The organism is Plantactinospora sp. DSM 117369, assembly GCF_053764795.1.
Genome location: NZ_CM132446.1, coordinates 6362908 through 6380859, shown reverse-complemented (window position 1 = coordinate 6380859; position 17952 = coordinate 6362908). Strand labels below are relative to the sequence as shown.

Below are 17952 nucleotides of genomic sequence, written 5' to 3'. Positions count from 1 at the left end.
GGAGACGAGCCCTCTGACGGTTGGGGAACTCTGGGCGACGACCGGGACGGGTCCGCCGTCGGCCGGGCCGCAGCCGGCGGCTCGGCGCCCGGGCCTGGGCTGCCGCCGGTCAGTTCTCCTGAAGGTGCCAGCGCTGGTGGAGCCGCCTGAGCGGGGCGGGCGCCCACCAGTTGGCCCTACCGGCGAGTGCCATGACGGCCGGCACCAGCAGCCCACGGATGACGGTGGCGTCCACCAGGATCGCCAGGGCCAGGCCGAGTCCCATCAGCTTCAGGAAGCTCATGCCGCTGATCCCGAACGCGGCGAACGAGACGGCCAGCAGTACCGCCGCCGCCGTGATCAGCCGACCGGTCCGGGCCAGCCCGGTGGCGATCGCCTGCCTGTTGTCGCCGGTGCGCAGGTACTCCTCCCTGATCCGGGAGAGCAGGAAGACCTCGTAGTCCATCGACAGGCCGAAGGCGACGCAGAACATCAGGATGGGCATCGACACGTCGAGCTGGCCGGTCGCGGTGAAGCCGAGGATCCCGGAGAGATGCCCCTCCTGGAAGATCCAGACCATCGCGCCGAAGGTCGCAGTCAGGGACAGCAGGTTCAGCAGGATCGCCTTGACCGGGACGAGGATGCTGCCGAACACGGCGAAGAGCAGTATCGCGGTGGTCGTCGCGATGAGCGCCAGCGCCAGCGGCAGCCGGTCCCCGATGGCGGCCTTGGCGTCCACGAGTTCCGCCGCGTCGCCGCCGACGCGGAAGTCGAAGGGCGGATCCAGCGCCCGGATCTTCTCGACGAGCCGCTCGCCCTCGGCGGAGCGCAGTACGACGGAGGGCACCACGCTGAGCCAGGCACCGCCCGGCGCCGCGTGCGGCGTCACGGCGGCAATCCCGTCGACCGCGCCGACCTGACCGGCGAAGGCCGTCACCGCCTCGGCGTCCGCGCCGTCGGCGTCGACGCCGGGCAGGGCGATCCCGAACTCCTCGGTCCGGTTGCCGGCGAACCCGCTCTCGATCGCCTCGACGACCTGCCGGGCCTCGTTGGACGGCGGCAGTGCCTGGTGCGACGGCAGTCCCGGGTCGACGCCGAGGAACGGGATGCCGAGCGCCAGCAGGAAGACGACGACTCCGGTCGCGACCGGTACCGGCCGGCGCATCACCGCACCGGCGAGCCGGTACCAGAAGCCCGGCCCGGCCGGCCGCCCGGCCTTGCCGCCCGGCCCAGCGGTGAGCCGGGCCGTACGCCGGCGCGACCGCAGCGACCCGGCGTTCACCCTCGGGCCGAGGGTCGCCAGCAGGGCCGGCAGGGTCAGCAGGGCCCCGGCCGCGGCGCAGAGCACCACCGCGATCCCGGAGTAGGCGAACGAGCGCAGGAAGGCCAGCGGAAAGACCAGCAGCGCCGAGAGCGAGACGGCCACGGTGAGCGCCGAGAACGCCACCGTGCGGCCGGCGGTCCGCACGGTCCGCACCACCGCCTCGTCCGTCGGCCTGCCGGCGGCCAACTCCTCGCGGAACCGGCTCAGGATGAACAGCGAGTAGTCGATCGCCAGCCCGAACCCGAGCCCGGTCATCAGATTGATCGAATAGACCGAGACGTCGGTGAAGCGCGCGACGCCGGACAGCGCGAGGAGCGCGCCGAGCACCGCGACCACCGAGACGGCCAGCGGCAGGGTCGCCGCCACGATCCCGCCGAAGACGAACAGCAGCAGGAGCAGTGTCACCGGGACCGCGATCAGTTCGGCCCGGACCAGGTCGCTGTCGAGCTGCTCGCCGATGGCCTCGTCGATCGCGTACCCGCCGCCCACCCGGACGGTGAGCGGACCGCGACCTCCGGCGTACTCCGCCGCGATGCCGGCCGCGGCCGCCTCGACCTGCTCCTCGTCGCCGGCCAGGTCGACCACGACGAGCGCCGCGCTGCCGTCGGTCGAGCGGAGCGCCGGCTGCCCGCCCGTCGACCAGTACGAGCTGATCCCGAGCACACCGGGACCGTCGGCGAGTTCCCGGGTCAGCGCCGTGCCGGCCGCCGTCACCGCCGGGTCGTCCACCCCGGCGCCGTCGGCGGCCTCGACCAGCAGGACCAACTCGGGTCGGGGCGCGCCGACCTCGGCCAGGAAGGCTTCGGCCCGGGTCGACTCTGCGTCCGGGTCCGCGAAGCCGCCCCCGCCGAGTTGGCCGAAGACGCCCGATCCGGCCGCACCGGCGGCGACGACGAAGAGGACGGTCAGGGCCAGCACCAGCCGGCGGCGGTGGACGACGAAGTGACCAATTCTGCGGAACACGGCGATCTCCTGGGGTGGCGGGAAGGGGCTGCCCGCCATGGTCTGTTCCAGGCCCGTCCGGCCACATCGGACCGGCGAACGCTTCCGTACGGGCCCGGGCCGGGTCCGGACCCGTACCGGAGACCGGGTCGGGGCGTACCCGGGGACGGGGTCAACCGACCCGGCACGGCGGTAGTCTGCGGGCGTGGAGCAGACGGGGCTGCGGGCCTGGGGCGGTTCGTTCACCACCGGCCTGGCCTTTCCGCTCGCGGCCCTGGCGGCGGCGCTGCTCGTCTTCCTGACCACCGACATCACCGTCGGCCTGGTCGGCACGCTCGTCGTCGCCCTGCTGCCCTGGGCACTGCTGGCCGGCCAGGTTCGGGTCGGGCCCTGGCCGATGGCGGCGCTCGGCGTCGGCGTACCGGCGCTGGTGACCTTCTGGTACGACGCGCCGGGCGCCATCTTCCTGGCCATGCTCGCGGTGGCCTGGCTGGCGGCGATGGGCCGGTCGTGGCCGGCCGAGACGGTGGCCGCGGTCGGCACGGCCGCCGTGCCGGTGGTGCTGGTCGCGGTCGACGGTGAGTGGCGGGAGGACTATCCCGCCGTCGTCTTCTTCGGCACCGGGACGCTGTTCACCTGGTCGATCGGCCGCATCCTCCGGCGGGAGCGGCAGCTTGTCGCCGCACTGACCGAGGCGCAGGCCCGACTCGACGTCGCCGCCGCCGCGGCCGAGCGCCGCCGGATCGCGCACGACGTGCACGACGCGGTCGGGCACGGGCTCACCGTCGTGCTGCTCAACCTGGTCGGCGCCCGCCAGGTGCTGGACCGCGACCCGGCGGCGGCGGCCGAGGCGCTGGACCGGGCCGAGCAGGTCGGCCGGGACAGTCTCCAGTCCGTACGGGCGATTGTCGGCCTGCTGCGCGATCCCGCCGAGGGTGGTGGGGCGCAACCGCCGCTGCCCGGTGCGGCGGACATCGTCGACCTCGTCCGGGGCGTGGCCGAGGCCGGTCTGCCGGTCCGTACCGAGCTGGTCGGCGACCTCGGGTCGGTCGACACCTACACCGGGCTCGCCGCGTTCCGGATCGTGCAGGAGGCGGTCAGCAACGTCCGGCACCACGCACCGGGGGCCGAGGCGGTGGTCCGGATCGTCCGGCACCCGGACCGCCTCGCGGTGTCGGTACGCAACGGTGCTCCGGCCCGGATCCCCACCCCGAGCGGTCGGGGCGGCGGCACCGGGCTGGCCGGCATGCGCCAGCGCGTCGAGGCGCTCGGCGGCACCGTGTCGGCCGGACCGGACGGCGACGGCTGGCTGGTCGAGGCGTCACTGCCGGTGCGGCGTACCGGCGCGGAGGTGCCCGGGTGATCCGGATCGTACTCGTCGACGACCAGGAACTCGTCCGGGCGGGGCTGCGGCTGATCCTGTCGGCCCACGATGACCTCGCGATCGTCGGCGAGGCGGCCGACGGCCGGGCCGGTGTCGACCTCGCGGGTCGGCTGGCCCCGGACGTCGTGCTGATGGACATCCGGATGCCGGTGCTGGACGGGATCGAGGCGACCCGGCGGTTGGCCGGCGTGGAGGGCGCACCGCCGGTGCTGGCGCTGACCACGTTCGGTGACGACGAGGTGCTCTGGGGTGTCATCGAGGCCGGCGCGGCGGGTTTCGTGCTGAAGGACGCGCCGGCGGCGGAACTGGTCGGCGCGATCCGGGTCACCGCCCGGGGCGGCTCGTGGTTCGACCCACAGGTTGCCGCTCGGGTGCTGGCGCTGGTCCGGGGCCGCCGCGCCGGCCGGCCGGCCTCCTCGGTGGCGGCGCTGACCGGCCGCGAGCTGGAGGTGCTCCGCCTGGTGGCGTCGGGCGCGAACAACGTCGAGATCGCGGCTTCGCTGCACCTGAGCGAGCGGACCGTGAAGGGGCACGTCTCGGCGATCTTCCTCAAACTCGGCGTCCGGGACCGGGCCGGCGCCATCGTCCGGGCCTACGACGCCGGCATCGTGCCAGGACGGTGACGACGGTCGGCCGCGGTCCCCAGGCGATCTCGATGTGGTCGAGTTCGGCCCACCGGCTGCGGTGACCCAGCCGCAGGGTGTTGACCCCGGTGGCGAGGGTGACGCTGACCGCCACCTGCCGCCAGTTCTCCCAGCCGGTGTTCGGATAGTCGACGACCTGGGCGGCACCGCCGTTCACCGTCAGCGTGACCGTGGCGGCGCCATGGGCGGCGACGTGTGCGTGCGGGCGGGCCGGCGCTGGTGACCTTGCCGGGTGCTGGGCGATGCTGGGCAGGTGCCGGACGGTGCGCCGGGCGAGTTGGTGGCGCGGACGGAGGCGTGACCAGCGGGCCCGTACCGAGGCGGTCGGTGGCGATGGCGACGAGGAGATCGGGGAGCACCGGAATGGCGAGCACGGCGGCGGAACTGCTGGAGTCCATGCGTACGGAGTTCGCGGCGGCACCGGCGGAGAACCGCTTCGTCTCGGCGGTGGTGCGGGGCCGGGCACCACTGTCGGCGGTGGCCGCGCTCGCCGCCGAGGAGTGGTACATCGTCCCCGCCGACCGGCGCGCCTTCCTGCTGCTGGCCGCCCGGGCGGCCGAGCCGGCCGCCGTCGACTTCTTCAGCACGCTCGCCCAGGGCGAGGGGCTGGTGCTGCCCCTGCTGCCGGCGTTGGCGGCCGGCGCCGGGATGGGCGAGGCGGAGTTGGCCGGCTACCAGCCCCGGGCGGGCTGCCAGGCGTACGCCGGATGTGTGGCCTGGCTCGCGGTGAACGCGGATCCGGCCGAGGTCGCGCTCGCGCTGGCGGTCAACTTCGCCGACTGGGGCGGTTACTGTGCCGGGCTGGCCCGGGCACTGCGTGACCGGTACGGGTGGGACGACGCCGCCTGCGCCTTCCTGGACTTCTTCGCCTCGCCCTCCCCGGATCTGGAGCGGCAGGCGGTCGACGCGGCGCAGGCCGGGCTGGACGCGGGACGTCCACTCCCGCACACCCGGCGGTACGGCCGGCTGTTGCGCGACTACGAGCTGATGTTCTGGAATACGCTGGTGCAGCCGTCGAGCTGACGATGCGCTGCGCGGCCCGCGCGGGGCGCCCGGCGGGCTTCCGGGCTGGAGCCTGGGGTCGACGCCGGACGACCAGCCCGGGTGGGGCTGGCCGTCCGGATCGGTGCGGTGCCCCGCCGGCCGGGTCACGGCCGGCGGGCACCGGTGTGCGGGTCAGCGCGGGCTCGCCGCCCCGTCCCGGGCCGGGTCGGTGGCCGGCGGGGCGCCGTCGATGGCACCTGCCACGGTGGCCGCGTTGGTGGCCGGGTCCGGCAGGTCGAGGCTGGTCCGCAGGGTGACCGGCTTGAGCAGGGCGGCGGCGATCACCCCGACCACCGCGATCGCCGCGGAGATCAGGAAGATGTGCCCGGTGGCGTCGCCGTAGGCGTTGCGGACGATGTGCGCGACGGCGTCCGGCAGGCTGGACAGATTGAGACTGCCGCCGGCGCTGCCCGCTCCGGAGGCCGGGATGCCGGCCGCGGTCAGGTCCTGGGTGATCTGCTCGGTGACCCGACGGGCGAGCACCGCACCCAGTACCGAGACCCCGATGGTGCCGCCGAGCGAGCGGAAGAACGCGACCGAGGAACTCGCCGCGCCGATGTCCTTCAGCGGTACGGCGTTCTGCACGGCGAGGACCAGGTTCTGCATGGTCATCCCCACCCCGATCCCGACGAGCAGCATCGCCCCGCTGATAAAGACCAGGGAGGTCTGGTGGTCGATGGTGCCGAGCATCAGGAAACCGGCGACCAGGACGATCGCCCCGACCACGATGTACGGCTTGATCCGCCCACTGCGGGTGATCAGCTGCCCCGCGACGATCGATGACGCGAGCACCCCGACCATCATCGGGATGGTGAGCAGGCCGGCCTCGGTCGGGCTGTAGCCACGGCCGATCTGGAAGTACTGGCCGAGGAAGACGGCGCCGCCGAACATCGCCATCCCGACCGCCAGGCTGGCGACGATCGACAGTGCCGTGGTGCCCTGCCGGACGATGTCGAGCGGCACGACCGGCTCGGCGGCGCGGGCCTCGACTACGACGGCGAGCCCGAGCAGCACCAGCGCGGCGCCGACCATGGCACCGGTCTGCCAGGAGAGCCAGTCGAACGAGCCGTCGACGAACGAGATCCAGATGAGCAGCACGCTGACCCCGGCGGCGATCAGGGCGGCGCCGAGATAGTCGATCTTCACGTTCTCCCGGCGGACCGTGACCAGGTGCAGGGTGGCCTGGAGGACGAGCAGGGCGATGATCGCGATCGGTACCCCGACGAAGAAGCACCAGCGCCAGCCGAGCCAGGACGTGTCGACGATGAGCCCGCCGAGCAGCGGTCCGCCGACGGTGGCGAGCGCCATCACGCCGCCGAGGTAGCCGTTGTAGCGGCCGCGCTCCCGGGGCGGGATCATCGCGGCGATCACCACCTGGACCAGGGCCTGCAACCCGCCGACCCCGATCCCCTGGAAAGCGCGGGCGGCGATGAGCTGCCCGGCGTTCTGGCTCAGCCCGGCCACCACGGAGCCGAGTACGAAGATCACGATGGCGGTCTGGACCAGGGCCTTCTTGCTGAACAGGTCGGCCAGCTTGCCCCAGATCGGGGTGGTCGCGGTCGCGGTGAGCAGGGTGGCGGTGACCACCCAGGTGTACTGGGTCTGCGATCCGTTCAGCGCTCCGATGATCTGGGGCAGCGCGGTCGAGACGACGGTGCTGCTGAGCATCGCGACGAAGAGCACCAACAGCAGGCCGCTGAGCGCCTCCAGGGTGCGCCGATGGGTCATCGGCTCCGCTTGCGGCGCGGGTGCGAGGGTGGTCGGTGCGCTCATCGCGCGGCCTCCAGCTTTTCTTGAGGGTTGATCTGTCCCGGGGCCTGGTCGAGGCTGCCCTGGATGTCGGTGACGAACCGGTCGAGCGCGCTGGTCAGCGCGTCGATCTCCGCCGGGCTCCAGCCGGCGAGCGCGGCGCGGAGCAGGTCGCCGTACCAGTCGCGGGCGTCGGCCAGTGCCGTACGCCCCTCGTCGGTGAGCACGAGGAAGCTCGCCCGCCGGTCGGCCGGGTCGGCGCGCCGGGTCACCAGGCCCTGCGCCACCAGCGCGGCGACCGCCCGGCTGACCGTCGACGGGTCGAGTCCGGACCGGTCGGCGAGTTCCTTGGCGTGGCAGCCGGCCGCCTGATCGGCCAGCTCGTCGATCTGCAACAGCATGCCGACCAGGCCGGACGGCACCGCCGGCCGTTCGATCGCGCGCCGGTGCCGGATCAGCCGCATCGCCGACATCAGGTCGCGGAGCCGGTCACCGAGCGCGGTGTGCCGAGCGGTGGTGTCCACCTCGCCTCCTCGGTCGGTTGGTTGTCACACACAAGGGTTCCGCGTTGATGCCCAGTGTGCAAGTTTTCGCTTTGAGAAATGAATCACCGCCACGTAGGCTGTTCCCGATGGATGAGACGGTGGGGCGGCGGGAGCGCAAGAAGGCCGCGACGCGTGAGGCACTGCATCGGGCGGCGCTCCGGCTCGCCGCCGAGCAGGGGCCGGACCGGGTGACCGTGGAGGCGATCGCGGACGCCGCCGACGTGTCCCGCCGAACGTTCTCGAATTACTTCGCGAACAAGGAAGAAGCCCTCTTCCACGCCGATCTGGTGCGAATCCGGCGTCTGCTGGAGCTGGTGCACGCCCAGCCGCTCGACGAGCAGCCCTGGACCGCGCTCACCCGGGCCGCCGAGCAACTGGCCCGGGAGAGCGACGGCCTCGACCCGCTGTGGTTGGCCCAGCGGCGGTTGATCCGCAACCATCCCAGCCTCGCCGCCCACCAGATCACCGCGTACGGCACCGTCGAGCAGGAGTTCACCGCCGAGATCGCCCGTCGCCTGCCCGAGGCACCAGAAACGCCGCTCCGCGCCCGGGTACTCGCCGGGACGTTTCTGCACGCACTGCGCGCGGCGACCCAGTACTGGACCGACCATCCGGAGCGCCCCCTGGTCGAACTGGTGCGTGCCGCCCTCGGCTATGTGCGCCCATGACCGGCGGACCGGCCTCGACCGGTCGGCGGAACGGCCCCGGCCGGCGACACCGGGGCCCGGTGCCGGCCAAGCCCAGCCGGGACCTCGCCCTCACCGTCGAGCCGACCTGCTCGCCGGTTCGCCGGACCTGCCGCTTACCGACGGTCACGACCGCGCCGCCCCATGCGCGGGGGTCGTCGACCGGCGCGGCGTGCCCAAGGCCGCGTCCGGATCAGGCGGGGTTTGGTAGCGGCTTACCGAGCCGTGCCCGGGTCTCCGCCGCGAACGGCGAACCGATCGCGGTGAACAGTTCCGCCGCCTCCCGCCACCGTCCCGTCGCCTCCGGGCGTTCCCGGAGCGCGGCGACCTCGCCGAGCAGGACCAGCGCCTGGGCCTGGCCGAGTCGGCATCCCGACTCGCGGTGCAGCGTCAGCGCCAGCTCCGCGTCGTCCGACGAGTCGTCGAGGCGACCCTCTCGTAGCCGCACCCGGGCGCGCAGCACCAGGGCCTTCGCCTCCATCAGCCGCAGCCCGGCCGCCCTCGCCCGGTCCACCGCGTCCGGCCGAGCCTCGGAAACCACGGTGCCGGAGGGACCGGCCGGCGTGCCGGGGCCTCCGGTTGCCGGTGGACCGACCACCGTGATCGGCACGTCCGGTGGGGACGGCAACGGCTCCCGGACCGTCGGACCCGGCGGCGGAGCGGCCCCGTCGGTGCCGAGGGCCTCCAGCAGGGCGAGACCGGCCAGCGACTCGATCTCGACCCGGGGATAGCCCAACTCGACCGCGAGGTCGTGGCTGCGCGCGTAGTGCGCCACCGCCAGGTCCGGTCGGTCGGTCAGCAGGTAGATCGAGGCGAGCGTGGCGAGCGAGTCGGCGGCGTACCGCCGGTGCCCGATCTGCTCGGTCAGCTCGACCGCGAGCCGGGCCTGCTTCTCGGCTCGGTCGTAGCGTCCGGCGTCCCGGTGCACCGTCGCCAGCCCCTGCCGCGCGATCGCCTCCTCGGGGCGCGCCCCGCACTCCTGGTATCTGTCGAGCGAGTCCTCGAAGAGGACCAGGGCACGGTCCAGGTTGCCCAGTTCCAGTTCGACCGCGGCGAGGTTGACCAGGGCGGTCGCCGCGCTGAACGGCGAGCCGTGCGTCTCGGCCAGCTCCAGGGCACGCGCGAAGTAGGTCCGGGCCCGGTCCAGCTCGCCGAGTTCGAGGCGGGCGACGCCCAGGTTGATCAGAGTGGAGATGGTCCGGGCCCGGGCCGACTCGCCGATCACGTCGACCCAGCGCAGCGAGCGGTCGAACTGCGCGGCGGCCTGCGTCAGCTCGCCGAGGTTGAGATGGACCAGCCCCCAGATGTTGGCGATGCTCGCGGCCAGCTCGGCCTGCTGGTGCGCCTCGGCCAGCGGCTGTGCCTCGGCGAGGTGGCCGAGCGCCTCCTGGAATCGGTTGGTGGCCACTCCGAGCGTCCCTCGGGTCAGCAGCATCATCGCCTCGGCCCGCTGGTCGGCCGTACGCCGGGCGGCGTCCAGCGCGGCCTCGCTCATCGCGTCCAGCTCGGCCATGTGGTAGCGCAGCAGCATGTCCGGCCGGATCGCATAGGTGAGCAGCCAGGCGTACCGGGTCGGGCCCTGCCGCGCGGCGTACTGCACGGCGGCGCAGATGCCGGCCCGCTCCGCGTCGAGCCAGTCCAGGGCGGCCCGGGCGGATTCGTGCTCGGGTGTGCGCAGCCCGGACGGTGGGTCCGGCAGGCGTGCCGGGTACATCATCGGGTAGCACCGGATCGTCGCGTCGTTGGCGCCGTAGAGGTACCAGTCGAAGAGGCGGCGCAGCGCGGCCGCCCGCTCGTCCGCCGACTCGTCGGCGGCGGCCCGGTCGGCGGCGTAGAGCCGGAGCAGGTCGTGCAGGCGGAACCGTTCCATGGTGTGTCGCTCCACCAGGTTCGCCGCGGCGAGCTGGTCCAGCAGCCGGCCGGCGCGCTCCTCGTCGAGACCGAACAGCGCCGCCGCGCCCGGCACCGACACGTCCGGCCCGGGCACCAGCCCGAGCAGCCGGAACGCCCGTCGCTGCGCCTCGTCGGAGCCGGCGTAGGACAGGTCGAACGCCGAGCGGACCGTCAGATTCTCGTCCCCGTCGGCGGTGAGCTTCGCCAGCCGGTCCCCGGCGGCGAGTTGGCTGGCGTACCGGGACGGGTCGAGCGAGGGCCGACCGGCCAGGTTCGCGGCGACGATCCGCAGCGCCAGCGGCAGCCTGCCGCAGAGATCGGCCAGTTCCGCCGCCTCTTCGGCACCGAGCTGGTCCGGCCCGACGATCCGGCGGAGCAGCTCGTGCGCCTCGTCGGGGACGAGCAGGCCGAGCACCAGCCGGCGGGCGCCGTACAGCGCCGTCACCCCGCCGAGGTCCGATCGGCTGGTGATCAGGACGGCGCAGCCCGGCCGACCGGGCAACAGCGGCGCCACCTGCGCGGCGTCGGCGGCGTCGTCGAGGAGCAGCAGCACCCGACGGTCCGCGAGCCGGGACCGCAGCAGGGCGGCGCGTTCGTCCGTGCCGTCCGGCAGACCGACCGGATTCACCCCGGCGGTACGCAGCAGCTCGGCAAGTACGTGTGCCGGATCCCGCCGGCCCGGTCCGGCGCCGCGCAGCCGGACATACCACTGGCCGTCCGGGAAGTCGGCCCGGACCTGGTGGGCGACCCGGATGCCGAGGGCGGACTTGCCCACCCCCGGCGGCCCGCTGACGACCACCACGGCCGGCCCGCCGCCCGCTGGTTGCCGTAGCTCGTCGAGGAGTTGCTTGAGTTCCCTGCCCCGGCCGACGAAGTCGCCGACGTCCAGCGGCAGTTGGCAGGAGGCCGTCCACGGTGCCGTCTCGGGGACGGCCCGGGTCGGGTCGTCGCTGCCGCCGGTCGGCGGCGGGTCACCCCGGAGCAGGGCGAGGTGGACCCGCTGCACCTCCTCGCCGGGGTCGACACCCAACTCCTCCCGCAGGCGCCGCCGCAGGTCGCGGTAGACGGCGAACGCCTCGCCGCGCCGGCCGCACCGGGTCAGGCCGATCATGAGCTGCACCCAGAAGCGCTCCCGCAACGGATGCCGGCCGGTCAGGCCGTGCAACTCGCCGACCAGGGCCGAGTGGTCGCCCGGTGCCCGCAGGTCGAGGTCGATGCGGCGTTCCAGCGCGGCCAGCCGGAGTTCGACCAGCCGGGGTACGACCTCGCGGTCCAGGTAGTCCGAGCCGACGTCGACCAGGGGCTCGCCCCGCCAGAGGTCGAGGGCCGCCCGGAGGGCGGTCGCCTCGGTCGCCGGGTCCGCCGCCTTCCTGGCCGCCTCGGCCCGCCGCAGCGCCACCTCGAACCGGCCGACGTCGACGTCCTGCGGGTCGATCGCCAGCCGGTAGCCGCCGACCTGGCGCTCGATCCGGACCGGTTCGGCACCGGCCTCGTCGAGACTGCGGCGCAGCCGGGTCACGCAGGTGTGCACGGCGGCGCGGGGATTCTCCGGCGCGGCCGGACCCCAGATGGCCGCCACCAGTTCGTCGACCGCGACAGGTCGGGCCGGCTGGACCAGCAGGGCGGCGAGCAGCGCCCGCTGCCGGTTGGAACCGATCCGCACGGGACCACGAGCCGAGTGGATCTCAAGTGGTCCGAGAATCCCGAAACGCATCCCTTGCCTCCCCCCGCAAGGATTTCTCCGAGTCTATTCCGCGGGTACGTCACTTCCGCAGTGGCATGTCCGGTTGTCGTCGGTAACGGTGTCGGCAACCGTCCAGGTGCACCTCGCCGCATTGGTCCGGCCGGCCGAGGTGGCGACCCTGCCCCGTCATGCGCTGCCGACGGGCTGGCGTGGTCGCTGCGGCCCGGTCCCGGGCTCCTCGGCGTCGCGTCCAGTCGTTGTCCAGTGGCGCATGGCACGTTGCTCCCGGAACCAGCGCCACATCGACAACGGAGGGATCTGACGATGAGGGCCAGGCTGAGGAAGTTGGCGGTACGAGGCATGGTCGCCGCGGTGGTGGCCACCGGGGTGGCGGTGCCGGCCGCCCCGCGACCGGCGCAGGCGATCGACCCCGCCACGATCATCCAGGTGGCGCAGTACGCCTACGCCGCGTACTCGCTCTACAGCGACTCGAGGAGCGGTGGGCTGACCCTGGAGCAGGCGGTCACCATGATGATCAGCGAGGTCCGCCGCTCCGAGCAGGCGATCAAGAACCACATGGACGCGCTGACCGTCGCCGAGGTCCGGGGCTGCACCGAGCACGCCATGCTGGAGTTCGTCGAGAGCCAGGACTTCTCGATGAGCCTCAAGCAGCGATTCGCCCAGGACGCCACCGCCTGCGTCACGGCGATCAACGTCCGTTACGACGTCGTCGGGCAGAACTTCAACTTCGGGGCGATGCGCGACCTCGGCGTCCTGCTCACCTCGCTGGGGCCGGTCGCGTTGGCGGCGCGGGCGCAGGCCAACCTTCAGACCGCACAGCTGGAGCAGTACCTGATCGCCGCCTTCACCAAGATCCAGACCACGTTCCAGGTGTTCTGCAACGCATACTTCGACCGGTTCTACCTTCCGATTCCGAACGAGGAGGAGGTGTGGCAGATCTACCCCGAGCTGTTCATCCCCGGTTACTTCGAATGTGTGGAACACGCTGGTGGACCCATGGCGGCCCGGCATGAGTACGCGCTGTGGCGCTGGGGGGCGTTCGCCGGGTACCCCGATCCGGCCAACCCCGGTCGGATGCTGGACTACTACCCGCACTATCAAACGCTTCGCGACGATATCGCGCGGAGATCGCTGTCCGGGATCCTCGCGGCGGCCCTGACGGAACTCCGATCCTGACTGGACAACCTCGGCTGGCTACGGGCCTCTCCACCTCGAAGCGCGGGGAGGCCCGTAGCCGAGGCGCTGGCCGACGGACCCGGCCGGGCCGGTGGGGCGCCGATCGCGCTCAGCCGAGAGTGGCCGGGGACTCCGCCTCCGGCACCAGCAGCCGGGGCGTGCTGGTGCCGTCCGCCGGTACCGTTCCCGGCCCCGGCCGCGTTCCGGCCCTGCGGTCCGGTCCGGTCGGGACCCCGATTCTCTTGAATATCGTCGCTTCTTGATGTTAGGAAGAGTTGATAATTTTCGATCTCTGTGCGGATCTGTGGAGATCCGGGTGGGAGGGTGTTGATGCCAGCACGAGGGATCCTCGCCGGGTTCACCCTCTTCGCCCTGTTGGTGCCCGGTGTGCTGCCGCCGGCCGCCGCGCACGCCGCCGAGCGCCGGGGCAGCGCCACCGCTGCCGGCGGTCCGGTCACCGTCGAGGACGTCTACCGCTACCTGGAGGATCCCGGAATGACCGGTGAGGGGCAGCAGGCGCCGCACGCGATGCTGCACCCGTACCCGGACGCCCGGACCGCCGCCGCCGACGTCACCGAGCACAGTGCCCGGTCGCCCTGGATACTGCCGCTGAACGGCGACTGGCGACTGGCGATCGCCGACCGCCCCGACGAGGTGCCGGCCGGCTTCCACGCCGAGGGCTACGACGTCTCCGGCTGGCCGATCGCCACGGTGCCGCACACCTGGCAGTCCGACTTCGTCGACCACCCGATGTTCCGCAACATCCCGGAGGAGATCTGGCCCGACGACCCGCCCCGGGTGCCCCGGGACGTCAACCCCACCGGCGCCTACGTGCGCGCGTTCGAGGTCTCCCCGTCCTGGTCCGACCGGCGGACGTTCCTGCGCTTCGAGGGCGTCACCAGCGGCTACTTCGTCTGGGTCAACGGCCGCTACGTCGGATACGACCAGGGCGGCTACACCCCGGCCGAGTTCGACGTGACCGACGCGCTGCGCCCGGGTGCCAACCGGGTCGCGGTGCAGGTGCACCGGTGGGGTTCGGGGGCATACCTGGAGGACGTCGACCAGTGGCGCTACAGCGGCATCTTCCGCGACGTCTGGCTGTACGCCACCCCGCGGACCCACCTGCGCGACGCGTACGTCACCACTGACCTGGACGACCGGTACCGGGACGCCACCCTCACCGCCCGGGTCGAGCTGGCCGGACCCGTCGACGGGTACACCGTGCGGGGCACCCTGCGCGACGCCACCGGCCGGACGGTCAGCACGATGACCGGGCAGGGCACGCTCAGCACCACGGTGCGGGACCCGGCCAAGTGGAGCGCGGACGCGCCACACCTGTACGCGCTGGTGCTGGAGTTGCTCGACCCGGACGGCCGGGTGGTGCACACCACCGCGCAGGCGGTCGGCTTCCGCGAGGTCGAGGTGCGCGACGCGCAACTGATGGTCAACGGCGAACGCATCCTGATCAAGGGCACCAACCGGGCGGAGACCGACCCGGAGACCGGCCGGCACGTCAGCCGGGCGGCGCAGCGCCGTGACGTCGCGCTGATGAAGAGCCTGCACATCAACGCCGTGCGCACCTCGCACTACCCCTCGGACCCCTACCTCTACGACCTGGCCAACCGGCACGGGCTGTGGATCGCCGACGAGGTGGACATCGAGACCCACTCCCACGAGAACTGCCCGAACAACTGCCTCGCCTCCCGGCCGGAGTGGCAGGCGGCGTTCGCGGACCGGTTCCAGGCGATGGTGCACCGCGACAAGAACCACCCGAGTGTGATCATCTGGGACACCGGCAACGAGGCGGGCCTGGGCACCGCGCACTTCGCGATGGCCGAGTGGGCGGACGCCAACGAGCCCACCCGGCTGCTCTACCACCAGTCCAACAACCCGAACGGCGACGCGCCGTACGCCGACGTGTGGGGGCCGCGCTATCCGACTCCCGGGTACGTCGAATCGATCGCCCGCACCACCACCCGGCCGGTGGTCTTCGGCGAGTACGCCCACGCGATGGGCAACAGCGTCGGCAACTTCGACCGGTTCTGGGCGCTCGTCCGGCGCTACCCGTTGCTACAGGGCGGCTTCGTCTGGGACTGGGCCGAGGCCAACCTGCGGCAACCGCTGGTCCTCACCCCGGACTCGTCGGCCAACCGGATCCAGGCGTTCTTCGTCGGTAAGCCGTCCCTGGCCGACGGCCGGCGCGGCAAGGCCGTCGCACTGTCCAGCCTGGACGATTTCGTCAACGTGTTCCGCGATCCCCGGCTCGACCTCACCGGTGCGGTGACCCTGGACGCCTGGGTACGGCCCGGCGAGTGGGCCGGCAGCTTCCCGGTGGTCACCAAGGGCCGGGCGTACGCCCTGCAGATGCGGGACCGCACGACCCTGGAGTTCGGGGTCACCACCGATGCCGGCTGGGCTTCGGTGGCCGCGCCGGTGCCGGCAGACTGGTACGGCGACTGGCACCGGGTCAGCGGCGGCTACGACGGGGCGGCGTTGCGGCTCTACGTCGACGGCACCGAGGTCGGCAGCCTCGCCCGCTCCGGCCCTCTGGATCCCGGTCTGTCCGAGGTGAACGTCGGCCGCAACGCCGCCACCCAGCAGGACGACCTGGGTACCCGGTTGGCCCGGGGGCTGGTCGACGACGTCCGGGTCTACGGCGCGGCGCTGACCGCCGACGAGCTGGCCGCCGATCCGGTGCACCGGGCCGCACTGGCCCTGGACTTCGACCGGGCGCAGCCGCGCGGCGAGTTCGACAGCCTCGGCCTCAGCCTCTCCGGCACGGACGGGATGGTCGGCACCGACCGCTACCTCCAGCCGGAGACCGTGGAGGTGGCCTGGGCACACGCGCCGGTCCGGTTCGGTACCGACGACGCGGCGACGGGCCGGGTCCGGGTGCAGAACGAGCAGCCGGCGGCCGCGCTCGACCTGCGGCTGCGCTGGTCGCTCGTCGAGGTGGACCGGACGCTCCGCTCCGGCACCCGCTCGCTGCGGCTCGGCCCGGGCCAGACCGTCGACCTCGCCCTCGGTGCCGCGCCGCCGAACCCGCAGGACCGGCAGCGCCGGCTGCGGCTGGAGGCGATCGGCGCCGACGGTGTCCGGTACGGCTGGGACGAGTTCGCCGCCGGCGGCCGGGTGGTGCCCGGCGTACTCCCGCCGGCACCGGCCGGCGCCGCCCCCCGGTTGACTCGGGACGGCGAGACCGTGCTGGTCTCCGGTCCCGGCTGGCGGTACCGCTTCGACACCGGCACCGGCATCCTGCGCTCGATGACCTCCGGCGGCCGGGAACTGCTGCGCACCGGTCCGGAACTCGACGTCTACCGGCCGCCGACCAGCAACGAGACGTACGGCTGGGGCACCGCCGACCGGGAGGTCTGGCACGCGCTCGGCCTCGACCGGCTGCGGACCGAGGTGACCGGCGTGTCGTCCGCGCTGGAGGGCGGTGCGGCGGTGGTCGAGGTGCGCAGCGTCGCCCGGGGCTCGGCGGCCTTCGAGATCGACCAGACCATGCGCTACCGGATCGACGGGCGCGGCACCATCACGCTGCGACACCGGGTCACGCCGCGCGGGGCGGGGGTCGGGCAACTGCCCTACCTGCCCCGGGTCGGCGTGCAGGTCCGGGTACCGGACTCGATGCAGCGGTTCGCCTGGTACGGCCGGGGGCCGCAGGAGACCTACAACGACCGGCAGCGGGGTGCCTTCACCGGCGTCTGGCGCAGCACGGTCGACGAGGAGTACGTGCGCTACTCCCGGCCGCAGGCGTACGGGAACCACACCGGGGCTCGGTGGGCGTCGCTGACCGACGGCCGGCGGGGACTGCTGGTCGGCAGCTCCAGCGGCGCCGACCTCGACGTCAGCGTCACCCCTTACGACGAGCTGGCCCGCGCCGAGTACGACTTCCAACTTCCGCTGGTCCGCAACCGGGGATGGGTGACGCTGCACGCCGCCGCCGGTGAGACCGGGATGGGCGAGACGCCGAACTCGGTGCTGGACGAGTACCGGGTGCCGGCGAACCGGTCACACGAGTACACCCTGACGCTGCGCCCGCTGAATGAGCGGGAGATCCGGGCCGGCGGGGTACCCGACTCCCGGGCGGCCGCGCCCTGCCCGCCGGAGGTCGCGCTGGCGGCCGGCGCGGAGATCCGCCCAGGCGAACCGCAGCGGGTGGCGGTCACGGTCACCGCCCGGTGCGCCGACGGCCTGCGGGATGCGGTGGTGAGGCTGGCCGCGCCGGCCGGCTGGACGGTCAGCCCGGCGACCGTCCCGCTGGCCGAGGTGGCGTTCGGGACACCCGAGGAGGCGGTCTTCACGGTCACCGCGCCGCCGGGGACCGACTACGGCAGCTACCAGCTGACCGCCACGGTGGACGCGGTCGGCAACGGCTTCCCGAGCACCGTCGAGGCCCGCACGACGGTACGCGCCCCGCTGCCGCCGGGCGACCGCTGGGTGAGCGACCTGCCGTTCCTGGTGGCCGAGAACGGGTGGGGGCCGGTGGAGCGGGACATGAGCAACGGCGAGCAGCCGGCCGGTGACGGGGGGCCGCTGCGCATCGGCGCGACGACGTACGACAAGGGGATCGGGGCGCACGCAGCGTCGCGGATCGTGGTCGACCTGGCCGGCGGATGCAGCGCGTTCCGGGCCGATGTCGGGGTCGACGACGAGGTGGACGGGGGCTCGGTCGGCTTCGAGGTCTGGGTCGACGGCGAGCGGCGGGCCGCGACCGGGGTGCTGACCGGTGCGGCCGGGCCCGAACGGATCTCCGCCGACGTCACCGGCGGCCAGCGGCTGGAGTTGCGGATCACCGACGGCGGCAACGGCAACGGTGAAGACCACGGCGACTGGGCCGCCGCCCGGTTGACCTGCTCCTGACGCCGGTCGAGCTGT

The 17952-nt window shown here is 73.2% G+C and carries 10 protein-coding genes; 6 read left to right on the top strand and 4 right to left on the bottom strand.

Annotated features, from left to right (window positions below):
• Positions 1-109 precede the first annotated feature (109 nt).
• On the bottom strand, positions 110-2305 hold the full coding sequence (locus ACSMXO_RS27265; protein ID WP_455414363.1) for an MMPL family transporter: 2196 nt from the start codon (positions 2303-2305) through the stop codon (positions 110-112).
• A gap of 145 nt (positions 2306-2450) precedes the next feature.
• Between ACSMXO_RS27265 and ACSMXO_RS27260 the strand changes: the two genes are divergently transcribed.
• The 3 genes from ACSMXO_RS27260 to ACSMXO_RS27250 all read left to right on the top strand — a co-directional run bounded on the left by ACSMXO_RS27260 (position 2451) and on the right by ACSMXO_RS27250 (position 5296).
• The gene (locus tag ACSMXO_RS27260) at positions 2451-3608 is read left to right on the top strand and encodes a sensor histidine kinase (RefSeq protein WP_455414362.1); all 1158 of its coding nucleotides are present in this window, start codon (positions 2451-2453) and stop codon (positions 3606-3608) included.
• On the top strand, positions 3605-4252 hold the full coding sequence (locus ACSMXO_RS27255; protein WP_346261381.1) for a response regulator transcription factor: 648 nt from the start codon (positions 3605-3607) through the stop codon (positions 4250-4252). The genes ACSMXO_RS27260 and ACSMXO_RS27255 overlap by 4 nt, the downstream gene beginning before the upstream one ends.
• A gap of 384 nt (positions 4253-4636) precedes the next feature.
• Positions 4637-5296 carry a hypothetical protein gene (locus tag ACSMXO_RS27250; RefSeq protein ID WP_455414361.1) on the top strand — a complete coding sequence of 220 codons (660 nt, stop codon included), beginning with the start codon at positions 4637-4639 and terminating at the stop codon, positions 5294-5296.
• Positions 5297-5449: 153 nt separating this feature from the next.
• On the opposite strand, the gene ACSMXO_RS27245 is transcribed toward ACSMXO_RS27250, so the two are convergent.
• The gene (locus tag ACSMXO_RS27245; protein WP_455414360.1) at positions 5450-7090 is read right to left on the bottom strand and encodes an MDR family MFS transporter; all 1641 of its coding nucleotides are present in this window, start codon (positions 7088-7090) and stop codon (positions 5450-5452) included.
• Positions 7087-7590, bottom strand: a complete 504-nt coding sequence (locus ACSMXO_RS27240; protein ID WP_455414359.1) for a MarR family winged helix-turn-helix transcriptional regulator — start codon at positions 7588-7590, stop codon at positions 7087-7089. Before ACSMXO_RS27240 ends, ACSMXO_RS27245 begins: the two co-directional genes overlap by 4 nt.
• A 107-nt stretch (positions 7591-7697) precedes the next feature.
• Between ACSMXO_RS27240 and ACSMXO_RS27235 the strand changes: the two genes are divergently transcribed.
• Positions 7698-8279 (top strand): TetR/AcrR family transcriptional regulator, encoded by a 582-nt coding sequence (locus ACSMXO_RS27235; protein ID WP_346261385.1) that lies wholly within the window; start codon positions 7698-7700, stop codon positions 8277-8279.
• Between the two features lie 211 nt (positions 8280-8490).
• Here ACSMXO_RS27235 and ACSMXO_RS27230 read toward each other — a convergent pair whose 3' ends face one another.
• Positions 8491-11853 carry a BTAD domain-containing putative transcriptional regulator gene (locus tag ACSMXO_RS27230; RefSeq protein WP_455414358.1) on the bottom strand — a complete coding sequence of 1121 codons (3363 nt, stop codon included), beginning with the start codon at positions 11851-11853 and terminating at the stop codon, positions 8491-8493.
• Positions 11854-12198: 345 nt separating this feature from the next.
• Between ACSMXO_RS27230 and ACSMXO_RS27225 the strand changes: the two genes are divergently transcribed.
• Entirely contained in the window at positions 12199-13071 is an 873-nt protein-coding gene (locus tag ACSMXO_RS27225; RefSeq protein ID WP_455414357.1) for a hypothetical protein, read from the top strand.
• A gap of 330 nt (positions 13072-13401) precedes the next feature.
• Positions 13402-17937, top strand: a complete 4536-nt coding sequence (locus ACSMXO_RS27220; protein ID WP_455414356.1) for a glycoside hydrolase family 2 TIM barrel-domain containing protein — start codon at positions 13402-13404, stop codon at positions 17935-17937.
• Positions 17938-17952 lie beyond the last annotated feature (15 nt).